Below are 20,308 nucleotides of genomic sequence, written 5' to 3' on the forward strand. Positions count from 1 at the left end.
TAAAACATCACACCAACAACCAATCAGTCATCGCGACCCATCAGGCCGAACAGCTGCAGCAGGCTGACGAACAGGTTGTAGATCGATACATACAGGCTGATGGTCGCCATGATGTAGTTACGCTCGCCACCGTGGATGATCGCGCTGGTCTGGAACAGGATGCATACCGACGAGAACAGCACGAAACCGGCGCTGATCGCCAATTGCAGGCCGCTGATCTGGAAGAAGAAGCTGGCAACCACGGCGCCCAGCAGGACGAAGAAGCCTGCAGTGATGAAACCGCTGAGGAAGCTCATGTCCTTGCGGGAGATCAGCACATAGGCCGACAGACCACCGAACACCAGTGCGGTCATGGCAAATGCCGAGCTGACCACCTCGGCGCCACCGGCCATACCCAGGTAACGGTTGAGGATAGGGCCGAGCAAAAAGCCCATGAAACCGGTGAGGGCGAAGGTAGACACCAGGCCCCAGACCGAATCACGCAGCTTGTTGGTGAGGAAGAACAGGCCATAGAAGCCGATCAGCACCACGAAAATGTTCGGGTAGCCGACGCGCATCTGCTGCGCCACATAGGCCATGACGCCACTGAAGGCGAGGGTGATAGCCAGCAACCCGTATGTGTTACGCAGGACGCGGCTGACCTCCTGCTGCTCGACCTGCTGGCCGTGATTGACGGCGTAATCCTGTTCGCGCATGGCGACACTCCTGTGGGTTTGAAACGTTCAGATGCAAAGATCATAACAGAGCCGCGCAAAGCAGCCACATAGAGAGTTTGACAGCTTGTTTCATTTCGGTATTATGGCGCCCGCAATACGAGGAAGCGTGGCCGAGTGGTTTAAGGCAACGGTCTTGAAAACCGTCGATGGGCAACTATCCTAGAGTTCGAATCTCTACGCTTCCGCCATATCCAAAGCCCTGATTATTCAGGGCTTTTTGCGTTTCTGGAGGGCGGAAAATCGGGCCTTGGGAACACGCTTGGGAACAACTTAAGACGATAAGTTTTTGGACGCGTCCTAAAACTATTGCTATTTGGTCGGCTTGGCGACCGCTCCGACCCGCCGGTAAACACGCTCAGTAATGTCCCCCTTGGTATGGCCAAGCAACAGGCTTGCGTCCTCGATGTCTTTGATTTCGGATGCGGCTTTAGGGCGGATGTCTCTGAACTGGAATTGGCTGATGCGCCCGGCCAGCAAGGTGTCACCCGCTTCCTCGGCGGCCTTAACTGCTTTCACTCTCGCGTCGTCCCACCTGTGCCTCAGCATTGCGGCGGTCACCCGTTTGCCTGTGTCGGTCAGGATCAAATAAGGCGAGCTGTGCCGCTCATTCTGAGCCAGGATGCTGCTGATCAGGGCCCCTAAACCTGTTTCCACTCCGTCAATCTCAAGCAGAATCCTCAGTTTTTTGTGTGTCTTCTGCTGCTTGACGCCCAGGGCAACGCCCTCGATATCATCCCTCCTCATCACCAGCACGTCCGCAGGACGCTGGCCTGTCAAATACGCCAGATCCATGGCGACCTTCATCTCGCCCACAGCCTTCTCGTAGACCGCGTTCCAGATTGCATCATTCGCGTAGAAGTCTCGCGGGGCCTCTTTATTCTTGCGCACACCCTGGCAGGGATTCTCCCGAGTTGTGAGCCCCCATTCCCTCGCCAGGTTAAACACGTGCGACAAGGTGGCCAGCTCGCGGTTGGCTCGAACTTTGGCGGTCCTGGCATCGCGGTATTGAGCAACGAGGGCGGGGGTGATCGCATCGATCGGCGCATCATCGAAGAAGGGGCGAAGCTGTCGCAGTTCGGCCAGATTGTCCTTTTGAGTTCTCTCAGCCTTCTTCGGGATAACGTCCCGCTCATACCGGTCGAAGATGGCCTTCATGATGCGTAGGTCGTGAGGCTTGTCCTTTGATTCCAGCTCCGCCCATTTCAGGCGGGCGAGATTGATATCACTGCCTAGCGTGATTTCTTTGCCCGATTTGTCCAGGTAGTAGTAGCTGACCCAGACCTTGCCGCTTTTGCGCTTGCGAGTGCGTTGGTACATATGCGGTGGAAGGTGACGGTTCTCTGTCTTGCGCGGGCGCATATCACCTCACTTTCGAAATATCAGGCGTCCATGCCGGTGCTGGCAGAGGCGGGGGCGTTAAGGGCACTACTTGAAGGGGCATGCCCAGTTTCATTCGGGCGTACTGCCGGCCAACCAGTGGTCGACCGCCGCGGCTTTCGACGAAGTGCCATTGGTGCTCTTCAAGCCAGCGGCGCTGGTAGCCCCTGGCCTTGTAGCCGGTCAGCTCGGCCAGTTCTTTCTCCGAGAGAATTTCGGTTTCCATGGGATAGGCTCCACGCCGCGCATGGCGGCAGAGGTGGGAAGGGTTAGGTTCGGTGCTTGATGATCAGATCGCCGGCCTTCGTCAGCGCGTGGCCAGCTGCAGCAGCGGACACTTCGCCGCCGGTGGGCCTGTCCGAGCGCCTGCCGATGGCGGCCGAGGGCATCGCGCAGATTGTCGCCGCCGGCGGTCAGTCGGGCATTGCCCGGGAAGAGCTGAATCAGTTTGCTGAAGACGCGGTGAAAATGGGCGTCGCGTTCGACCAGACGGCCGAACAGTCGGGCAGCATGATGGCCAAGTGGCGAACGGCCTTCAAAATGAATCAGGCCGAGGTGGTCACCCTGGCCGACCAGATTAACTACCTGGGCAACACCGGCGCGGCCAGCACGGGGCAAATCTCGGCGATCCTGACGGCCATTGGTCCGCTGGGTGAGGTGGCCGGGGTCAGCGCTGCGCAGTTGGCGGCGATGGGCTCGACCCTGGCCGGTGTGGGTATCGCCCAGGACGTGGCCGCCACCGGCATCAAGAACTTCATGCTAACGCTCACTGCAGGCACTGCCGCGACTAAATCGCAGGCCCAGGCCTACAAGTCGTTGCGCCTAGATGCGAAGGAAATCTCCAAGGGCATGCAGACCGACAGCGAGGGCACGATTAACCGCGTGCTGCAGACGCTGGCCAAGGTCGAGAAAAGCAAGCAAGCGGCCGTGCTTACCAACCTGTTCGGCAAGGAATCGGTAGGGGCCATTGCGCCGCTGCTGACCAGCTTGAACACGCTGCAGAAGAACTTTAAGTCTGTCGGCGACGAAAGCGAATACGCCGGATCGATGCAGGCGGAATACACGGCTCGCGCGGCGACCACGCAAAACGCCATGCAGCTCCTGCAGAACCGGGTTACCCGGTTGGGCATCACGGTTGGCAGTGTGCTGCTGCCGCCGTTTAACGAGTTCATGGCCACCGTGGGGCCGATCATTGGCAAGGTGACCGAGCTTGCCGCTGCCAACCCGTGGTTGATCAAGGGCATTATCGGCGCGGCTGGTCGATGGCCTGATCGGCATCGACCGCGACATGCTGATCAGCGAAATCGAATACAGCCTGGACGAGAACGGCACGGTAGCCAACATCACCGTAGGCCCGCCGGATGCGTTCGACCCCGAACCGAAAGACCCGCACAAAGCCCGCAAGTTGAAGAAGGGCGGCAAGGCGGACAACTTCGAATACCTGATCCCCGCTGACTGGAAGCCTGGCACATGAGTGGATTTAAAAACTTCCTGGCCCGGGGCGTGCTGTCGCTGGTAAACGCCGGCAGCAAGATGCAGGGCCTGCAAATGCGGCTGACTGCTGATGAAGTGAAAGACGGCATGGAGCACTTCGAATCCTACGGTCTGACTTCAAATCCTCAACCCGGCGCGGAGGCCCTGGCGGCCTTTCTGAACGGCGACCGCTCGCATGGGGTAGTGATTTGTGTGTCCGACCGGCGCTTTCGCCTGCAGGGGCTCAAAAGCGGCGAGGTGGCGTTGTACACCGACGAAGGCGACTACCTGCACTTCAAGCGTGACCGCGTGATCGAGGTCAGCACGCTGACCCTCAAGGTCAAGGCGGAAACGGCGGTTGAGTTCGACACGCCGGTCATTCGCACCACGGGACGCATCGAATCGGCCGGCGACCAGATCGCAGCCGGCGTGAGTACCTCCCTGCACGTTCACGAAGGCTCGGACAAAAAGCCGGTACCGGAGGGCTGATATGGCATTGCTCAATGACGACGCGTGCGAACGCGCCTGGCGCCGGGCGGCGGTGATCAGCCTTTTGACCTGGCGCCGCGCCGAGGCTGACGACCGCTTGGACGACAGCGAGCGGTATGGCTGGTGGGGCGACAGCTTCCCCACCCTGGCCAATGACCGCATTGGGTCGCGCCTGTGGCAACTGCGCCGGCGCACGCTGACCGCCGACACCGAGCGCGACGCGGTGGCCTTCGCCCGGGAGGCGCTGGCCTGGATGCTGGAGGACGGGCGGGTGACCAGCGTTAGCGTAACGACCGTGCGCGGGGTGGACCGGCTGAACATGTTGGTGGTGCTGTCGATGAAGGACGGCACCGCCATAGACCTGAAACTCGACAATCTCTGGCAGGTGATCAATGCCGTTTGAAACCCCGACGTTACCCGGGCTGATCGCTCGGGCGCAGGCCGACTTGGCGGGCTCCAGCGCGCTGCTACGGTCTGACGCGGAGGTGCTGGCCAGGGTGCTGGGCGGCGCCTCCTTTGCCCGTTATGGGCATCAAGAGTACATCGCCGCGCAGATCCTGCCCGACACGGCCGATGAAGACACACTGCGCCGCATGGCTCGCGCGCGGCTTAAGCGTGACCGCCTGGCGGCAGTAGCGGCCAGCGGTACCGCGACCTTTACCGGGGCCGTCTCGGCGCTGCTCGATGCCGGCACCCTGCTGCAGCGTGATGACGGGGCACGCTTTCGGGTGGTGGCCACGGTCAAGCTGAGCGCCGCCAAGGGCGTGGCCAAGCTGGAAGCCCTGGAAGCCGGCCTGCTGGGCAACACCCCGGCCGGTACCACGCTGCGGCTTATCAGCCCGGTGCTCGGGCTCAATGAGGTTTTTACCGTTGAGGAACCCGGCCTGCAGGGCGGTACCGAACAGGAGAGTATCGAGACGCTGCGCGGCCGGGTGATCCGCTCTTATCAGGTGATCCCGCACGGCGGCAGCAAGGACGATTACGTCACCTGGGCGCTTGAGGTGGCCGGGGTGACGCGGGCCTGGGTGGTGCGCCGCTGGATGGGCCCCGGCACGGTGGGGGTGTTCTTTGTGCGTGACGGCGATATCGACATCATCCCCAACGCCGAGGCCTGCGCGAAGGTGGCGGCCTACATCGAGAAAGAACGGCCGGTAACGGCTGAGGTGTACGTGCTGCCGCCGGCAGAAAAGCCGGTGCAGTACCAGCTCAAGGTTACCCCCGACAGCAGCGCGGTGCGGCGGGCGGTCGAGGCGGCGTTGATCGATCTGCACAACCGCGAGTCGGAGTTGGGCGCCGAGCTGCTGGCCACGCATATCAGCGAGGCAATCAGCGGCGCCGCCGGCGAGCGGGACCACACCCTGACCGCGCCGGTGGGCAACGTATCGGCCGCCGCCCATGAGCTGCTGACCTATGGGGGTGTGCTGTGGCTGTAAGGACGGCAGAGGACTACCACGGGCAATTGCGCGCGCTACTGCCCCCGGGCCCGGCCTGGGACCGTGAGCTTAACCCGCAGGTTGACGCGTTGTTGGCTGCCGCCGCCCAGGAGCTGGCCCGCGAGGATTTGCGGGTGGCGGACCTGCTGACCGAGAGCGAGCCGGACACCGTGCGCGAGCTGGTACCGGACTGGGAACGGGTCATGAAACTGCCTGACCCGTGCCTGGGCGAGTCGCCGACCTTCGATGACCGGCAACTGGCAGTGCGTCGCCGGCTGGTCGAGGTCGGCGGGCAGACGCCGGCGTACTTTGTCGAGCTGGCTTTCAGCCTGGGTTACACGCAAGCCCGGGTGGTCGAGCACCGCGCGCCACGCTTTGGCCGGTCACGCTTTGGCGCCGCGCACTTCGGGACGTGGACCGCCCAGTTTATGTGGACCCTAGAAACCGGGCCGCGCCTGCGCCTCGGGCGCCGCTTTGGCGCTAGCTACTGGGGGCAACGCTTCGGGATGAACCCAAGCGGCGCCCTGGAATGTGTGATCAGGCGTTCGGCGCCGGCGCACACCCTCGAATTCATTCAATACGGATAAACCCTGATGGACTACCCCAAGAGTACGCCCGGCGTTGGCCTGGTGGACGGCAAGTTTGTGGACGAAAACCCAACCCTCGGCCAGATCGGTTCGCTGATCCCGGCGCATTGGGGCAACGCTGTCACGGAAGAGATCCTGAACGTGATCCTCTCGGCCGGCATGACGCCGACCGAAGGCGACTTGAGCCAGCTGCTCAAGGCGATTCAGACCATCACCGCGACCGATGCCAAGCGTTCGGTACGCTGCGCGACCACGGGGCCTATCGCCCTGAGCGGCCTGCAGAACATTGATGGCGTGAGCGTGCTGGCCGGGGACCGGGTGTTGGTGAAGAACCAAGCCAACGCGGCACAGAACTGGATCTACACCGCCGCTGCCGGGGCCTGGGTGCGGGCTCAGGACGCCAACGAAAGCGTTGAATGTATCCCGGGCCACCTGGTGCCTGTGCAGAGCGGCACGGCCAACGGCGGCACTACCTGGCAGCTGACCAACCTGGTGCCGCCGACGCTGGGCAGCACCCCGCTGAACTTCGCCCCGGCCTTGGGGCGTACTGGAGTGGCTGCAGGTGAGTACACCAAGGTCAAGGTAGCCGCTGACGGCCGCGTACTGAGTGCATCGAACCCGGACACGCTCGCCGGCATGGGCATTACCGATGCGTTGAAAATTGGCCAAGTGGGCTTGGACGCCACGAAAGCGCCGGCACTGCCTGACTTCAAGGCAATTGTGCCGGGTGGCTTCTACCAGGCAAACGGTGCGGGGACGTCGGCGCCGACGCCCAACGCTCCGGCTGGAACGGGCTCGGTGCTGCTGGGGGTTATTGCCAGCACGCCGCGTGCCGACATGACGAACTTTATCGTTTTTGAATACGGGCACCGGGTCTGGTTTGGCGAGTTCGCCAAGCCCCCGGGAGGCCCCGAGTCAATGAAGTGGTCGCGGGCACTGACTATCGCTGACCTGGAGGCAATCAATACCGCGCTGGCCAGCAAGGCACCGCTCGACAGCCCGAGCTTTACCGGCGCACCGAAAGTGCCGACCGCTGCAGCGGCGGCGAATGACACCCAGATTGCGAACACCGCCTGGGTTAAAAGCGTGATCAATGGCGTGATCGGCGCCGCCCCTGGTGCGCTCGACACGCTGGTCGAGCTGGCAAACGCACTGGGCAACGACCCAAACTTTGCCACGACGATGACCAACGCGCTGGCAAGTAAGCAGCCGATGGATAACACCCTGTCGGCTCTGGCAGCGCTGAGCACTGCAGCAAATCAGATCATTTTCAGCACCGGCGTTGATCAGTTCGCTATGGCGCCGCTGTCGGCACTGATGCGCGGGCTTCTCGGCGCCGCTGATAGTGCAACAGCGCGGGGCACCCTGGGCGCTGCAGCGGCGTCGCACACCCATGCCATGGCGGACATCTCAGGCCTGGCTGCAGCACTCACGGCAGCCAGTGGCATGAATCAGGGGCCGGTCGATCAAGACCCCAACCTGGCCGTGAATCAGGTGATTCTGACCAATCACGCCAACACGCCGGATGACAAGCACTACTGGCATATCACTACGACGTTTTACGGGTACCTGGCCCCGGGAGCGAACCGCTCTCAGTTGGCCATCCAGTACGACCAGGGTAATGCCGTCTATGCCCGTAGCTGCTACGGGGAGCAGTGGAATACCTGGACGCGGCTCGACAACAACACGCCACCTGGCACCATTGTTTATTTCGCCTCGAACACTCCGCCGCCCGGCTATCTCAAGGCGAACGGTGCGGTGATCAGTCGAACCACCTATGCGGCGTTGTTCGCGGCAATCAGGGTGTTTGGCGGTGCCGGCGATGGCCACAGCACCTTCAACGTACCGGACCTACGCGGGGAGTTTATCCGCGGCTTCGACGATGGGCGTGGTGTTGACCCGGGGCGCCTAATTGCCTCAATTCAAGCCAGCCAGAACGCGAATCACGTGCACGGCGGTACGGTTTCCGCTGCCGGTGGGCATGCCCACTCTGTGAGCGGAACCGCCACCGCCGTCGCAAACGCCGCTGACCTGGTAGGGGTGGGGGGCTTCGGTAGCATCGCCCCGGGAGAAACCGCTGCATCGCTGGCGGGCAACACCGCCGGGGTTACTGCATGGAGGAATTTCACTTCTTCTGGTGGTAACCACGCGCACCCCGTGGTTGGCACTGCGGCTGCTGTGGGTGACCACGTTCACGGCGTAACGATTCACGCAGATGGCGGCAACGAAGCGCGCCCGCGCAACATCGCGCTGCTTGCCTGTATCAAATACTGAAGAGGCCTCTAATGGACGCTCCAATCATTTACAACGCACACCCTGAAACCCTGCAGTACATCGGCCAGGGTTTCGCAGACCCGGACCCGCTCGACGCCGAGCACTGGTTGATTCCGGCGTATGCCTACCTTGATATGCCGCCTGGGTCCGTGCCCGGCCATGCCGTGGTTCGTGATCTGGCCCGCAACGTCTGGGCCCTGGTTGAGGACAACCGGGGCACCGTTTACGAGGTGGCTACCGGCAATGCAACGGAGCACAGCGCCCTTGGCGAGCTGCCTCCCGAACTGACCCGCCAGGAATACCCAGGCGAATTCTATTACTGGGACGGCGACGCCTGGGTACTGGATACCGTGGCGCAGAACGAGAGTATCCGCGCCGAAGGGCTGGCCTTGCGCGAAGAGAAGTTGGCTTATGCCTCGAAGCGCATCGCGCCCCTGCAGGATGCGGTAGACCTCGGCGAGGCCTCAGCGCATGAGCAGGAAGCGCTGCTGGCCTGGAAGCGCTATCGCATCGCCCTGAATCGCCTGGACCAGCAGCCCGATTACCCCTTGTCAATCGACTGGCCGCCAAGCCCCGACGATGCTACCGCGCCGCCGCCACAAGAGACGGAACACACCCAATAGAGCCCCGCATCGTCGGGGCTTTTTCTTTTCTGTAGTACGAGGTTTGAAAGTCATGCCAATCACAATGCAGCAACTTCTGCAGATCCTCCCGAACGCCCGCCCAGTCGCGGGCATTTTTTTGCCTGCACTGAACCGGGCCATGGCGCGCTACAAGATTGACAGCCCGGTGCGCGTGGCGGCTTTCCTGGCTCAGGTCGGCCATGAGTCGGGCCAGCTGCGCAACCTGGTGGAGAGCCTGAACTACAGCGCCGAGGCGCTGGTGCGTATCTGGCCCAGCCGGTTCACCGCGGAGTCGGCAGCCGCCTGCGCGCGGCAGCCGGAGAAGATCGCCAACATCGTGTACAGCGGGCGCATGGGCAACTCTCGCCCGGGGGACGGCTGGCGGTACCGTGGACGCGGCCTGATCCAGCTCACCGGTCGGGGGAACTATGCCGCCGCCGGCGCCGGCCTAGCCCTGCCACTGGAAGAACAGCCCGAATTGCTCGAGCAGCCGGAGCACGCCGCCCTGTCCGCCGCCTGGTGGTGGTCGACCCACAGCCTCAACGAGCTGGCCGACGCCGGCCGCTTCCGGGACATCGGCAGCGTGATCAACACCGGCAAGCCTGGCCGGGTACCGCACGGCGCCGCTGAGCGAAAGGCCCTGTATGACCGCGCGCTGAAGGTGCTGGCGTGATCACCTGGCGCACAGCGGCATCGCTGGCGCTGGTGCTCTGGGCGTTCTGGGGCACCTACGAACACGGCCGCTCGACCATGGATGCCGAATGGCAGGCCCGCTGGGCCGTCCGCGATGCAGGTGATCAGCAGGCCTGGGCGCAGGAAGAGGCCAGGGCCCGCAGTGAAGAGCAACGCCGCGCAGCGGCACAGGAAGAGGCGAGAGCAAATGCCCGAGAACAAGAACACACTGCAGCTGCTGGCGCTGATGGTGCCGATGCTGCTGGCAAGCGCCTGCACGACGATGCAGCCCGATATGCCGCCGCCGCGGGTAAGCGCACCGCAGATTCCACCGCTGCCGCCCGAAGCCAGGCAGCCACCCGCGCCGCCATGGTGCTCTCCGACCTGCTCGCACGGGCTGATGCCCGAGCGGGAGAGCTGGCGAAAGCGTATGACAGATCGAGAATAGCTGGGCTCGCGTGCGAGGCGTCCTATACTGCGCTGATCAAACAGGCGGAGCGGTAGCGTGAAGAAGACCTTGGCGGGAGTTGTTGAGGCTGGCGAGCCGCTGATTCAGCAGGCCATCGATGCACAGCGGCGCTACCAAGCTGCCCTAGACGCCGGTGAGTCAGCGGCAGAAATCGAACGCCTGAGGCTGAAGTCCGAGTCGCTGTACCAAACTGTTACTGAGTACCAGTTGCGGTCGCTTGGCGGGCCTGCACGCTCGTTGCATTAGGTCAGTGTTCGCCAGCTATTAAATGCGTCGGCTTTTATTTCAACCAAAACTTTGCGAGAGCGCTCAGGGGCGATGGATAAGCAGTTCTAAATATTATTAGGAGGCAACTAGTTGCGGAGGGAGAAGTTTCTGAGTGCGGGGTAAAGCGCCCGCGACCGACTTACAGGATAGTGACGACGGTAATAGAGCGCTTTTACACCTGGTTGCTCTCTCACCTATATCAAGGCGGAGAAACGGTAATCACCGTGGAACCGGAAAATGCACCCGGTAGGACGGTCCCGCGGGTAACCAGAGTCGAGGTGATGTTCAGTGGACTGGCCAGTCCACCGTCCACTGGGATATTGATACCTTCCGTCGCATCCTTGCCGTTTACCGTGATTTTCGAATACAGGCTGTTGTCGCTTCTAAGTTGTACGCCGAAACTGTTTGTTCTGGATGCCGAGACTGTAACGCTGGCCGGACCTAGACACTTTAAGGAGAGTTGAGTCGAGGCCTTTACACCGTCCAGGGCATTGTCAGGCAGATTTTTATGGTTGATCGTGGGGTTGCCCTTGATCTCGCACTTCAGCGGCGGCGTAGCAACACGGGTGCATGGACCGAAAAGACCTTTGTCCCCTCCAGCGCCGTTCCCGACTTTCGAGTAGGTAAAAGTGACGCAGAGTTCATTGCCAGCGTTTTGATATGGAACTAAAATCGAAGAACTCAGTGGTATCCAGAATGCTTGACCCAGGCCAAGTAAATCTAAGTACAGAAGGTACAAAGACGCGCTGCCACCAGTTTTAACTGGCAGCTCCCAAGTCCTATAGTACCACCCTACTGGGTCATAGATTCCAGGGCGTTTGTTTACGGCAATCGAAACTCTACAGATCGTTTCACCCGGCGCGTACTGCATGCAAGGGTTAGTCTCTCCATAATCCTGGGACCAGGATTGCACTGTAAAGGAATAACGCACTCCACCCGGCTCGTATTGAGTTTCAGTAGTATTAATGACAATAGCAGCTTGTGCTTGCATCGGAGCACCGCATAGCAGCAGAAATGACAGGGCGCTGAGGAGCGCAGTTGCGTAAGATATTTTCAAGGTAATTACTCGTAACTCAAGGCAAAAGTCAGGGACCCTGTAAAGTCGCCTAACCCAAGGGTTCGATTGGCCAGCACCTCGGGATCACCTTGAAGGTAAGCCTTGAAGCTGACTACGTTGTCGCCGCTGGATAGTTCTCCCATGCGGTGGGTTTTGTTCAAAGGCATGGACGTGCCACTGGTGGTCTCAAGCCCCACCATCAGGCCGTGGACAGTGGCGCTCTCGAGCATGAGTAGCCCAGGGGGTTCGGTGCTTTCGTTGCCATTTGCGCTGAGGGTGATGCTGACCATGCGCTTGCCTACGTCCAGGTCGCAGTTTGTTAGGCGCAGGTCGATGGGGTACCCCAATGTTCTGCCGTTGAGATAGAGGTCCTTGTTGACCACGGACTTGAAGTTCAGTTTGAACAGTTCGTCTTCCGCTACAAGTACACAAGGTTCATTTACCAGGGTGCCGGAGAAGTACAGATTGTCTTCTGCCTGCGCCGTAGGCAACCAAAGGCTGGCGGCAAACCAGGCGCTCAGGGTCATAGCCCACTTGCCCATAAATCCTCCTAATAGAGCTCGGCCATCAATAGCGCCGAAGCGGTGAAGCCGATACTGGGCAACGCCGCGCCGGTAAGTTTGACCGGTACAGCTTCCAGCAGAGGTGGTTTCGATGCGTAAATATCGATTTCCCGCGGTTGGTTGGGAATCAGTGCGGTACCATTCAGTAACACCCTGATACCTAGGTTGTTCACCGAGGTTTTGAGCGCGGTAGGATCGAAGTGGACGGCGTCATCCGCATGGAGAGTCAAGCGCATGTGCCAGGTGATACCGGCACCGGCCGCCCCCGGGCACTCGATTTGATAAGGAATCACCTGGCGATAGCGTTCGCCATCGATGCGATTGACCGCGATATTGCGCTCGAAGCGCACGTCGATACGCCCGCCCTTATCGCTGACGGTGCACGCGGGTGGTGCCTGCAGGTTGCCGGTAAATTTCATGTTTTCCGCGCGAACGCACTGCAGGGGCATAGTCACGACTGTCATGATGAGAAAAAAAAACCGTAGGATATTCATCGATAATCCACCACTAGGGTTGCACCAGCATTAAAGCTGCCGGCTTGGACCACACTGTTTCCTCGCTTAACTAGGACGGCTTGTAGCTTCGGTTTTTTGCGGGAGTCGAATTCAGCCCAAGTATTAAGTGCAAGCGGCGCACCATCTTTTTTTAGCGCAATGCCGAGATTGTCATAGCCCCGTACCACCAGCAGCGCGGGATCGAAAGCAGGGTCACCGCGTACCTGCATGCGCAGCTCATTGGTCGCCGAGCGGCTGCAGTCGAGATCGTAATTCAGGCTAATGGTCTTGTATTTGCCATCGATGCCTGCGGTCTGCACATCGCCAAAGGGGCCAGTGATGGGCTTGTCTCTATTGATCACGCAAGGAATCGCTGCATATACGAAACCTTCGATCGTCACCACCTGCTGCTCGTCAGCGTGCGTTGTGAATGCACAACCGAGCAAGATGGCCAGCAGTGTGGATCGTACGATAGTCATTGAAGGTGCCTCAGTCATACGCCAGGCTCACATTCAGGCTGGCGCGGAAGTCGCCTGGGCTTAAGGGAGCCGCTGTACGCTCAGGGCGGATGTAATAGGTCAGCTGGTTATCGCCTGGCGAGACGAACCAGGCCGGGGCGGTTCGGCCCAGGCGCACGTCGCGGCCCTGGATATCCAACAGGCGCAATCCGAAACCCTCGGCCCCGACCACTTTGATGAGTTCGGGGCTGTCGACATCGGCCACGGCGTTAAACGTAAGCGCTAGGACCGGCTCGATGGCACTCCAGACAAGGGTTCCATGCTGATTATCCCGCCTACCGCCGTCACTGCGCACACAGCCCTGCAGCTTGAGGTGCAGGGCCACAGGAGTACCTTGGTCGCCCACGCGCAACAGTCTGGCGGTGCTCAGGTCGCCCAGCGACAGGGTCTGATAGGTGGAGCGCGGGTCCAAATAGCAGGCGCTTTCAAGCAAAGTCCCGGTCACTTGAACCTCGGCCGTTTGCGCAAGGGTGCCAGCGGCGTGAGACATGGTTGAAACACTTGCGCTGTAGAGCAAGGCTGCTAGGCAGCTACGGGTTCCAGGCATCATGGTGTGCACTCACTTGATACAACAGGGCTCGGGAGTCAGTGTTTATTGTCAACGGGACTGGCAGTACAGGTGCTAGCCGAACAGCTGAACTGCAATTGCGGGCGACCGCCGTAGTCATTGACGTATGTCAGTACCGGTTTTTCGCCCAGCGCCTTGCTGCTCAAACCCAGGTCCTGCTGGGCTTTGGGGGCGATCATTAAGGGTTTGAAACCGGTTACAGTGTCGCTCTTGGGGGCGCGCGTCGCGTCAATGACAGTGATGTAATAGGGTGTCGGATTACTGAGCAGATAGCGGTCGTTCTGGCGGGTCAAGGTGAGTTTTTCCTGCCAGGGTGCTTCATTCATCCCGCGCTTTGGAGCAATTGCCGCCGGCCGATAGAACAGTTTGACCCGCGTCTGCAGGGCAATTTGCAAGGTGTTAGGTTTATCGCTGCGTGGCGGAATTTCGCGCAGGTTGAAATAGAACAGCGATTCGCGATCCTGGGGGAGCTGGCTCAGTTCAGGTAGGCCTTGAATCTTCACCTGACTGTTGGCATCTGCTTCCAGACGCTGGATCGGCGGTACTACTACCAGCGGACTGGTGATTTTCTCGGCTTGTTCGTTCTCGATCCAGGCTTGGGCTAGGTAAGGCAATTGGCCGTTCTGATTACTGATGCTGAGGCTGACAGATTTTTCGCTGCCGGTAAAAATCACCCGGGTGCGGTCCAGTGAAACGGCAGCCAGGCTGGTTTGTGCGGTACACGCACCGATTAAGGCGAGCAGGGGCAGGGTGTTACGCATGGAGCTGAAATTCATAAAGGTACCTGTTGAAAAGATTAAGCGGCGGAGCTATCCGCTTCGCTGACGGGCTGACAAAGCAGCTCCAGTTGTCGCTCAAGCGATGTAACTCGGTCGGGCAGGGTGATCTGGCAACGCGCGGCGCCGTCCCAATGCACCGACATGGTTTCGCCCGGCTTCATGCCGCTCAGGTAAGTCGATCCTTCTTCGCCGACAATGCCGGTTTCTTGGCCGCGACTGTTCTTTGCGGTCGCCCCAAAGGGCGGGGCGCTGCTATTGGTCATGCGAATGATGACCATGGCCTTGTGGCCGGCGATCACATCGAAGCGGCGGTAGCCAATCGCGCCCTCTGTCAACGTGGCCTGGATAATTGACCGAGTAGCTTCGACATCGTCGGCCAGGTCGTCTAGGGCGATGTTGGCCTGGTTGCGGTAATAACTGTTGACGTCTGTAAGCACCGCCTTGCCGAAGCGGTTGGTGCGGCTAACCCCGCCGTTACCGCGCACCGGGACGCCTGCCACCCCCTGGGTGTCAACTAGCAGCCGGGTGCCACCTAGCACACTGCTACGGTGCAGTGCCGCACCCTGGCCGGTCAGCGTGGCGCCGCCTTGCAGGGATAGGCCGGCCGAGGTGTACTCACCGGCTTGGTAGCTGGCACTTGCCACTACCTGGGCTTGGTCACCATCATGAGACAGGTAGCCACTGGCGGTTGCTCCGCTTGAGGCCTTGCCGGTGCTGAGCATGTAACGGCTACGCTCATCGAGACTGTCGTAGTAACTTAGGCTGTGGGCGCTTTCTCCGCGATTGACCGATGAGCTGTAACTGAATGAACCGGTGCTGTCCCAGGGAATACTGACCGACAGGTAGGCGCCGTCATCGGAGATTCCGTTTGACTTGTTCTGGTACGCGGTCAGCGACAGGCTAAGGTTCTTCAAGCCCCCCACATCGAAATAGCGCGACAGTGACAGGCTGTAACGATCGCTCGCCTGGCTGTTCCAGTAGGTCTGGTGGTTGTAGTTGAGGTACACGCCGAGCGAGTAGTCGCGGAACTGCTTGCTTAACGTTGTGGTGTAAAGCTCCTTGCTCTGGTTCAGCGGCTGGCCGCCCCGGCGAGTTTCGATGAATTCGTTCATGCTCATGTAGTTCTCCTCGGAGAACCGGTAACCGGCGAATGTGACCTGGCTGTCGTACTCGTCAAAGCGCTTGGAATAGCTGGCACGGTAGGACTTGCCGCTGAGCGTATTGTGCTCCGGCAGCGTCGCCCGCGACTGGGTGATATCGAATGACAGCGCACCGAAGGCCATCAGGTCGCGGCCCACGCCCACGGCCAGTGAGCTATAGTCCTTGGCGCCGAGGCCGCCACCATACAGCGACCAGCCATTGCTCACGCCCCAGGAAAACTCCCCGGTGGCGAAGGCCGGGCCATCAATATTATGCTCCCAGTCGGAGGGTTTGCCGGCTGCTAGCTTGTAGCGCACTGTGCCCGGACGGGTGAGGTAGGGGATGCTGGCAGTGTCCACCTGGAACTCCTGGACGCTACCGTCTTGTTCTTCGACGCGCACATCAAGCTGGCCAGAAACCGCATCGTTGAGATCCTGTATTCGAAAAGCACCCGGTGGAACCTGGGTGTCGTAGAGCACTCGGCCTTGCTGGCGAATTACCACGCGTGCGTTGGTGCGCGCTACGCCGCTGACTTCGGGGGCGTAGCCCCTGAGGTTGGGGGGCAGCATATTATCGTCGCTGCTCAGGTTGCCGCCGGTGTAGCGGAAACTGCCGAACATGCTCGAGTCCAGGTAGTCTTCGCCAAGAATCAGGCTCGAGCGCAGTGACGGCACGGCACGCAGCGCATAAAAGCGGCTCCAGGAAAATTGCTCTTGAGATGGCTGGCCAGTACTGCGTTGCATCTGGCTTTGCCAGTCACCACGCAAACGCCAGGCGCCTAAGTTGACGCCGGCGGTACCGTTGCCACTGAGGCTGTCGCTTCGACCTTTTCCGCTCTTTCGATCAGTGGTCTGGGCGTTGAAATTGTAATCGAGCAGCACTCCGGAAATCCCTTCGTCCCAGCGCGAGGGTGGATCCCAATTAGCCGCCGTGTATTCCAACTGATCCTGGGGAATGCTCAGGTACAACCCCGAAGTGCCCAGGTCGCCGCGTGCTTGCATGCCTGGAACACTACTGAGATCAAGGCAGGCGCCGTCGTGCCACCAGGTCAAGGTTTTGACAACCTGCTCCTTTAAACCCAATTCGCTGACCAGCGCCGGCGAAAGACAGGCAACACTGCTCTTCGGATCGTCTTGGGCAGGAAAATATGCAATGGGGAACTCGCTCAACGTATCGCGGTTCACTTGTACCAGCAGGGTATATTGACCAGGCATGATGAAGTTGGCCGAGGCAAACACCCCTAGATCAAGATTCTGACGATCCTTGACGTCGAGTACATCGGTGTTGAATTGGAATTCTTCGGCCGCATTTGCCCACGCCGCCACAAAGTACATTGCAGTGGCAGCTAGTACCTTACGATGATCCACGTGACTAAATCCTTGAGCGCTACTGCACAATAAGTATTGGCATTTCAGAAGTGCTGAATACTCAGCTTGATCGTGGCGTGATAATCGCCTGGTTCTAGAGCATGTCCGCTACCGACGAGATTCATCGAGTAATTAAGCATCAGCGTGTCCGTAGACGTTGTGCTGTGCTCGAGTAACATTCCAGGTGAAATCAACTTCCCTTGTTGATCTTTTATCTGTAATGCAATGCCTCGGGCAGCGCCCTGAACTCTGAAGTGTTTTCCTTCGCGTTCGCTTTCAAATGTCAGTCGGAAGCGTTGTGAGGGATCGCCATCGGCGCTTGAATTCGAAGAAATGCAATCGCTGATGTAAATGTTCAAGGTTTGTTGATTAGAGGCAGCGCCACGCACCAGTCCATTCAGTGCAGTCGGTTTAAAAGCGATGGCCTGATTGGCATTGCCCACACGGATGCTGCATGCGCTGTCGACAATGCTTCCTAGCAGTTGTACTCGCCCCTTGAGCGCATCTCCAGGCAATGGCTCAGCGGCACGAGCGGGATCACCAAGCCTGAACAGCGCCAGCGGTATTAGTAGCACGGCGGTTGAGCGAATCATGTAAACCTCCGCAAGCACCCAGGAGCACACACTGGCTGTGTGCTCCTGGTCACCTCAATGACGACGCGTGTTACTGATAGTCGAGGGTGAAGTTGGCGAAGGTTTCATAGGTGCCGGGAACGATAGCTGCCGGTACTGCTGCGCCACCACCTGCTGGAGTCTCCATGTCTCCCTGCAGATAAGCGTTGAACTGTAGGAAGGTGTTGCCATCGGACAGCGGCTGTGCAGGCGAATCGGTACCGAGCTTGATCAGCGTGCCAGTATGGTCGGCAATCGCAAGGCTTGCGCCTCGGGCGGAGCCGCGGATGGCCAATAGGTCAGCGTTGCCTGCTGGCGAACCGGTGAACTTGGCGGTGGCGGATTTCAGAGTGCCAAGCTCACAGCCGATCAAGTCGATTTTAAATGGAGTCAGATGGGATTTACCGCCGTTCTTCAGGGCAACGTTGGAGATCTGGTCCATCTCGACTGTCTGATAGGCCGACTTTTGAGAAATAGAGCAAGGCGCATCGATAATCGAACCTTCGAAGGTGATTCTTCCGTGACCTTTATCGGCTGCGAAACTTGCTGCAGAGGTTACAGCAAGGGTAGCGGCAATGATTGCGCCAGCCAACGAACTAACTTTCATCTGATACTCCTAGTATTGATATTTAAGCCCTTGAAGGGGACTCGATGGAACACTCTTTCTGCTCGGGTATCTGTGTACCGTTGAGCTGGAGCAAGTCTAGGAGTGGAGAGGGAAGAAGTGAGTAGGACGTTGCTGATGCCGGCCTAGGAAATTTCCTACAGGTCAGTTAAGTGCCGGTCAGTGCATTGCGTTTGGCGAACTCAGCGAGGTCAACCAGTGACGCGGCACCCAGTTTTTGCAATAGACGGGTTTTGTAGGTGCTCACAGTTTTATTACTGAGAAATAGCATGTCGCCAATCTGTTTGTTGGAGTAGCCTTGGGCCAGATATTGCAAAACCGTCACTTCCCGATCGGTCAATGATCGAATCAGCTCAAGCTCTGATAGCTGCTCCGCAGTATTTACACTGTCAAACGTCAGCGTGGGGAAGAAACTATAGCCAGCATCCACTGCCTTGATTGCGGTAATCAGGCTGCCAAGGTCTTCTTCTTTGTTGACGAAACCACGAGCTCCTAGCTGGATGCAGCGTCGGCACACCGAATCGGCAGGTTGCGAGGTCAGAATGAGAATCTCGCTACGCACTTTCAGAGCTTTAATCCGGGAAATAACGGTAAAACCGTCAAGCTTGGGGATGCCGATATCGAGAATGACCACTTGTGGGGTGAGATCGCGTACCAGCTGAACCGCATCGACGCCATTGTCTGCTTCACCTACCACGCGCATGCCGTGCTTTTCCAGTAGGACCCGGACGGCGAGTCGAATGACCGGATGATCGTCAACTATCAGAACGCTATGCATAGTGTGAATTTACCTTGAGAACGCACTTGTTATGGAGCGGTACAGCCTAGTCAGCAGAAGGTTAACACCATTAGCGGTGCAGGACAGTGCTGTACTTGCTGTCAGCTCAGCTTCGGAAATTTCCTAGAGAGTAGAGGAAATCTCCCATAGAGATGGAGGATTTGCGCCTTGCACAATGTGTCTCCTTCAATTGCGTGCGTGTAAACCTTCGATGCAAGACATGACTGTTCTGGTGCTGGAGGATGACCCCTTCCAGCGTCTGGTCACTGTGACTGCGCTAGAAAAAGTGCTGCCGGGACCTATTCTACAAGCGGCAGACGGCCTTGAGGCGGTTGCTGTGCTGTCCGCCTGCGAGGCTGTGGACATTGCCCTCTGTGACCTGAAAATGGCCGGCATGGATGGCTTGGCGTTTCTTCGGCATGCCAGTAGCAGCGGCAAAATCGGCGCTGTGGTGCTTTGCAGCGAGCTGGACCCGGTTTTGCGTCAGGCCACGGTGGCGATGATCCAGTGCCTGGGCCTGAACTTTTTGGGCGATATGGGCAAGCCGTTCAGACTGGAGGGGTTCAGACAGGTAGTCAAACGTTACCGGGAACACTGCAGTGCCGTCCCCAGGGTGTTGTCGCCTGCCGAGCTACCGACCCTCAGCGAGGTGCAGCAGGGCTTGGACAATGGTGAGTTCGAGGCCTTTTACCAACCCAAGGTCACCCTGAAGGAACAGTTACTGGCCGGCGCCGAAGTGCTTGCGCGATGGGCCCACCCCCAATGGGGTGTGCTGTCCCCCGCGCATTTTTTACCGGTGATGGAAGAGCACAACCTAGTCAACCGACTGTTCTGGCAGATGTTCGAGCAGGGCCTGGCCCTGCAGCAAAAGCTAGCTGCACAGGGGCAAATAATCAACTTGGCGTTCAACCTGCATCCGGCACAGCTGGCCTGCGCCGCGCTGACCGAGCGCATCACGATGCTGATCAAACGATCGCATGTGTCGGCGGCAAGCGTGATGTTCGAAATTACCGAGTCTGGGCTTATCAGTGCACCGGCAAGCAGCCTTGAGAATCTGGTGCGGTTGCGTATGCTCGGCTGCGGCTTGGCGATGGATGATTTTGGCGCCGGCTATTCTTCTCTGGATCGACTCAGTGAGCTGCCATTCAGCCAGATCAAGCTTGATCGTGCGTTTGTGCGCAAGATGCAAAGTCAGCCCAAAAGCGCTGCGATCATCAGTTGTTCTGTGACGCTAGCCCAGGCGTTAGGCATTTCGTTGGTTATCGAAGGAGTAGAGACTATTGAGCAACAGGAGCGCCTGATTGAATTAGGCGGCACCCTTGCCCAGGGCTTTCTGTTTGCCCGGCCGATGCCGGAAAGTCATTTTATCGACCTCTGCAAGCAGCGCAATTTGCTAAGCGGCGTCTGAAGAACGGGCGGCGGTAAACA

General features: G+C 59.3%; 24 protein-coding genes, 1 tRNA gene and 1 pseudogene. 13 read left to right on the forward strand and 13 right to left on the reverse strand.

Annotated elements, in window-relative coordinates; all coding sequences use genetic code 11:
- Positions 1–23: 23 nt before the first annotated feature.
- Complete coding sequence (locus tag ACZ9A3_RS06610; RefSeq protein ID WP_045201416.1) at positions 24–695, reverse strand: Bax inhibitor-1/YccA family protein; 672 nt, start codon at positions 693–695, stop codon at positions 24–26.
- Between the two features lie 121 nt (positions 696–816).
- On the opposite strand from ACZ9A3_RS06610, the gene ACZ9A3_RS06615 reads away from it, so the two are divergent.
- Positions 817–904: transfer RNA gene (locus tag ACZ9A3_RS06615), tRNA-Ser, on the forward strand.
- A 121-nt stretch (positions 905–1,025) separates the two neighbouring features.
- On the opposite strand, the gene ACZ9A3_RS06620 is transcribed toward ACZ9A3_RS06615, so the two are convergent.
- Both ACZ9A3_RS06620 and ACZ9A3_RS06625 read right to left on the reverse strand, forming a co-directional pair.
- The gene (locus ACZ9A3_RS06620; protein WP_045201417.1) at positions 1,026–2,075 is read right to left on the reverse strand and encodes a tyrosine-type recombinase/integrase; all 1,050 of its coding nucleotides are present in this window, start codon (positions 2,073–2,075) and stop codon (positions 1,026–1,028) included.
- A gap of 1 nt (position 2,076) precedes the next feature.
- Positions 2,077–2,319 (reverse strand): DUF4224 domain-containing protein, encoded by a 243-nt coding sequence (locus tag ACZ9A3_RS06625; RefSeq protein WP_045201418.1) that lies wholly within the window; start codon positions 2,317–2,319, stop codon positions 2,077–2,079.
- A 59-nt stretch (positions 2,320–2,378) separates the two neighbouring features.
- Between ACZ9A3_RS06625 and ACZ9A3_RS06630 the strand changes: the two are divergent.
- From ACZ9A3_RS06630 to ACZ9A3_RS06680, 11 genes and pseudogenes are all read left to right on the forward strand, one after another.
- Positions 2,379–3,287, forward strand: a pseudogene (locus ACZ9A3_RS06630) (phage tail tape measure protein); the annotation flags it as partial.
- A 94-nt stretch (positions 3,288–3,381) separates the two neighbouring features.
- Complete coding sequence (locus ACZ9A3_RS06635; protein WP_476252251.1) at positions 3,382–3,567, forward strand: phage baseplate assembly protein; 186 nt, start codon at positions 3,382–3,384, stop codon at positions 3,565–3,567.
- Entirely contained in the window at positions 3,564–4,055 is a 492-nt protein-coding gene (locus tag ACZ9A3_RS06640; protein ID WP_476252252.1) for a phage baseplate assembly protein V, read from the forward strand. The genes ACZ9A3_RS06635 and ACZ9A3_RS06640 overlap by 4 nt, the downstream gene beginning before the upstream one ends.
- 7 nt (positions 4,056–4,062) lie before the next feature.
- Positions 4,063–4,458 carry a phage GP46 family protein gene (locus ACZ9A3_RS06645; protein WP_476253319.1) on the forward strand — a complete coding sequence of 132 codons (396 nt, stop codon included), beginning with the start codon at positions 4,063–4,065 and terminating at the stop codon, positions 4,456–4,458.
- A complete protein-coding gene (locus tag ACZ9A3_RS06650) occupies positions 4,448–5,488 on the forward strand; it encodes a baseplate J/gp47 family protein (protein ID WP_476252253.1) in 1,041 nt (346 codons plus the stop codon). Before ACZ9A3_RS06645 ends, ACZ9A3_RS06650 begins: the two co-directional genes overlap by 11 nt.
- Positions 5,479–6,075, forward strand: coding sequence for a YmfQ family protein (locus ACZ9A3_RS06655; RefSeq protein ID WP_038995186.1), 597 nt, complete (start codon positions 5,479–5,481; stop codon positions 6,073–6,075). Before ACZ9A3_RS06650 ends, ACZ9A3_RS06655 begins: the two co-directional genes overlap by 10 nt.
- A 6-nt stretch (positions 6,076–6,081) precedes the next feature.
- Positions 6,082–8,349 carry a tail fiber protein gene (locus ACZ9A3_RS06660; RefSeq protein ID WP_476252254.1) on the forward strand — a complete coding sequence of 756 codons (2,268 nt, stop codon included), beginning with the start codon at positions 6,082–6,084 and terminating at the stop codon, positions 8,347–8,349.
- An 11-nt stretch (positions 8,350–8,360) separates the two neighbouring features.
- On the forward strand, positions 8,361–8,972 hold the full coding sequence (locus tag ACZ9A3_RS06665; RefSeq protein ID WP_476252255.1) for a tail fiber assembly protein: 612 nt from the start codon (positions 8,361–8,363) through the stop codon (positions 8,970–8,972).
- Positions 8,973–9,024: 52 nt separating this feature from the next.
- Positions 9,025–9,645, forward strand: a complete 621-nt coding sequence (locus ACZ9A3_RS06670) for a glycoside hydrolase family 19 protein (protein WP_476252256.1) — start codon at positions 9,025–9,027, stop codon at positions 9,643–9,645.
- Positions 9,642–10,148 carry a DUF2514 family protein gene (locus ACZ9A3_RS06675; protein WP_045201464.1) on the forward strand — a complete coding sequence of 169 codons (507 nt, stop codon included), beginning with the start codon at positions 9,642–9,644 and terminating at the stop codon, positions 10,146–10,148. Before ACZ9A3_RS06670 ends, ACZ9A3_RS06675 begins: the two co-directional genes overlap by 4 nt.
- 1 nt (position 10,149) lies before the next feature.
- Entirely contained in the window at positions 10,150–10,359 is a 210-nt protein-coding gene (locus ACZ9A3_RS06680; RefSeq protein ID WP_045201465.1) for a hypothetical protein, read from the forward strand.
- A 220-nt stretch (positions 10,360–10,579) separates the two neighbouring features.
- Here the strand turns inward: ACZ9A3_RS06680 and ACZ9A3_RS06685 are convergent, their stop codons facing one another.
- The 10 genes from ACZ9A3_RS06685 to ACZ9A3_RS06730 form a co-directional block, all read right to left on the reverse strand.
- On the reverse strand, positions 10,580–11,371 hold the full coding sequence (locus ACZ9A3_RS06685) for an MrpH family fimbial adhesin (RefSeq protein ID WP_476252257.1): 792 nt from the start codon (positions 11,369–11,371) through the stop codon (positions 10,580–10,582).
- A gap of 71 nt (positions 11,372–11,442) precedes the next feature.
- On the reverse strand, positions 11,443–11,979 hold the full coding sequence (locus tag ACZ9A3_RS06690) for a fimbrial protein (RefSeq protein WP_476252258.1): 537 nt from the start codon (positions 11,977–11,979) through the stop codon (positions 11,443–11,445).
- Between the two features lie 8 nt (positions 11,980–11,987).
- The gene (locus ACZ9A3_RS06695; RefSeq protein ID WP_476252259.1) at positions 11,988–12,494 is read right to left on the reverse strand and encodes a fimbrial protein; all 507 of its coding nucleotides are present in this window, start codon (positions 12,492–12,494) and stop codon (positions 11,988–11,990) included.
- The gene (locus ACZ9A3_RS06700) at positions 12,491–12,973 is read right to left on the reverse strand and encodes a fimbrial protein (protein ID WP_052676570.1); all 483 of its coding nucleotides are present in this window, start codon (positions 12,971–12,973) and stop codon (positions 12,491–12,493) included. Before ACZ9A3_RS06700 ends, ACZ9A3_RS06695 begins: the two co-directional genes overlap by 4 nt.
- A gap of 10 nt (positions 12,974–12,983) precedes the next feature.
- The gene (locus ACZ9A3_RS06705) at positions 12,984–13,502 is read right to left on the reverse strand and encodes a fimbrial protein (protein WP_045201468.1); all 519 of its coding nucleotides are present in this window, start codon (positions 13,500–13,502) and stop codon (positions 12,984–12,986) included.
- Between the two features lie 95 nt (positions 13,503–13,597).
- Positions 13,598–14,341, reverse strand: a complete 744-nt coding sequence (locus ACZ9A3_RS06710) for a fimbria/pilus periplasmic chaperone (protein ID WP_045201519.1) — start codon at positions 14,339–14,341, stop codon at positions 13,598–13,600.
- Positions 14,342–14,376: 35 nt separating this feature from the next.
- The gene (locus ACZ9A3_RS06715; RefSeq protein WP_275560737.1) at positions 14,377–16,866 is read right to left on the reverse strand and encodes an outer membrane usher protein; all 2,490 of its coding nucleotides are present in this window, start codon (positions 16,864–16,866) and stop codon (positions 14,377–14,379) included.
- 44 nt (positions 16,867–16,910) lie between these two features.
- Positions 16,911–17,459: a fimbrial protein gene (locus tag ACZ9A3_RS06720; RefSeq protein WP_156160240.1), complete on the reverse strand. Its 549-nt coding sequence runs from the start codon at positions 17,457–17,459 to the stop codon at positions 16,911–16,913.
- 70 nt (positions 17,460–17,529) lie between these two features.
- Positions 17,530–18,084, reverse strand: coding sequence for a fimbrial protein (locus ACZ9A3_RS06725; protein ID WP_476252260.1), 555 nt, complete (start codon positions 18,082–18,084; stop codon positions 17,530–17,532).
- A 166-nt stretch (positions 18,085–18,250) separates the two neighbouring features.
- Positions 18,251–18,880: a response regulator transcription factor gene (locus ACZ9A3_RS06730; RefSeq protein WP_045201471.1), complete on the reverse strand. Its 630-nt coding sequence runs from the start codon at positions 18,878–18,880 to the stop codon at positions 18,251–18,253.
- 211 nt (positions 18,881–19,091) lie between these two features.
- Between ACZ9A3_RS06730 and ACZ9A3_RS06735 the strand changes: the two genes are divergently transcribed.
- Entirely contained in the window at positions 19,092–20,288 is a 1,197-nt protein-coding gene (locus tag ACZ9A3_RS06735) for an EAL domain-containing response regulator (RefSeq protein WP_045201473.1), read from the forward strand.
- Positions 20,289–20,308: the final 20 nt, after the last annotated feature.

The organism is Pseudomonas sp. TE4620 (assembly GCF_056279045.1).

Bases quoted from the DNA above. Each gene is read 5' to 3' on its own strand.
- ACZ9A3_RS06610 (WP_045201416.1), bottom strand. From the start codon at position 695: ATGCGCGAACAGGATTACGCCGTCAATCACGGCCAGCAGGTCGAGCAG.
- ACZ9A3_RS06620 (WP_045201417.1), bottom strand. From the start codon at position 2,075: ATGCGCCCGCGCAAGACAGAGAACCGTCACCTTCCACCGCATATGTAC.
- ACZ9A3_RS06625 (WP_045201418.1), bottom strand. From the start codon at position 2,319: ATGGAAACCGAAATTCTCTCGGAGAAAGAACTGGCCGAGCTGACCGGC.
- ACZ9A3_RS06635 (WP_476252251.1), top strand. From the start codon at position 3,382: ATGCTGATCAGCGAAATCGAATACAGCCTGGACGAGAACGGCACGGTA.
- ACZ9A3_RS06640 (WP_476252252.1), top strand. From the start codon at position 3,564: ATGAGTGGATTTAAAAACTTCCTGGCCCGGGGCGTGCTGTCGCTGGTA.
- ACZ9A3_RS06650 (WP_476252253.1), top strand. From the start codon at position 4,448: ATGCCGTTTGAAACCCCGACGTTACCCGGGCTGATCGCTCGGGCGCAG.
- ACZ9A3_RS06660 (WP_476252254.1), top strand. From the start codon at position 6,082: ATGGACTACCCCAAGAGTACGCCCGGCGTTGGCCTGGTGGACGGCAAG.
- ACZ9A3_RS06665 (WP_476252255.1), top strand. From the start codon at position 8,361: ATGGACGCTCCAATCATTTACAACGCACACCCTGAAACCCTGCAGTAC.
- ACZ9A3_RS06670 (WP_476252256.1), top strand. From the start codon at position 9,025: ATGCCAATCACAATGCAGCAACTTCTGCAGATCCTCCCGAACGCCCGC.
- ACZ9A3_RS06685 (WP_476252257.1), bottom strand. From the start codon at position 11,371: ATGCAAGCACAAGCTGCTATTGTCATTAATACTACTGAAACTCAATAC.
- ACZ9A3_RS06690 (WP_476252258.1), bottom strand. From the start codon at position 11,979: ATGGGCAAGTGGGCTATGACCCTGAGCGCCTGGTTTGCCGCCAGCCTT.
- ACZ9A3_RS06695 (WP_476252259.1), bottom strand. From the start codon at position 12,494: ATGAATATCCTACGGTTTTTTTTTCTCATCATGACAGTCGTGACTATG.
- ACZ9A3_RS06700 (WP_052676570.1), bottom strand. From the start codon at position 12,973: ATGACTATCGTACGATCCACACTGCTGGCCATCTTGCTCGGTTGTGCA.
- ACZ9A3_RS06705 (WP_045201468.1), bottom strand. From the start codon at position 13,502: ATGTCTCACGCCGCTGGCACCCTTGCGCAAACGGCCGAGGTTCAAGTG.
- ACZ9A3_RS06710 (WP_045201519.1), bottom strand. From the start codon at position 14,341: ATGCGTAACACCCTGCCCCTGCTCGCCTTAATCGGTGCGTGTACCGCA.
- ACZ9A3_RS06720 (WP_156160240.1), bottom strand. From the start codon at position 17,459: ATGATTCGCTCAACCGCCGTGCTACTAATACCGCTGGCGCTGTTCAGG.
- ACZ9A3_RS06725 (WP_476252260.1), bottom strand. From the start codon at position 18,084: ATGAAAGTTAGTTCGTTGGCTGGCGCAATCATTGCCGCTACCCTTGCT.
- ACZ9A3_RS06730 (WP_045201471.1), bottom strand. From the start codon at position 18,880: ATGCATAGCGTTCTGATAGTTGACGATCATCCGGTCATTCGACTCGCC.
- ACZ9A3_RS06735 (WP_045201473.1), top strand. From the start codon at position 19,092: ATGCAAGACATGACTGTTCTGGTGCTGGAGGATGACCCCTTCCAGCGT.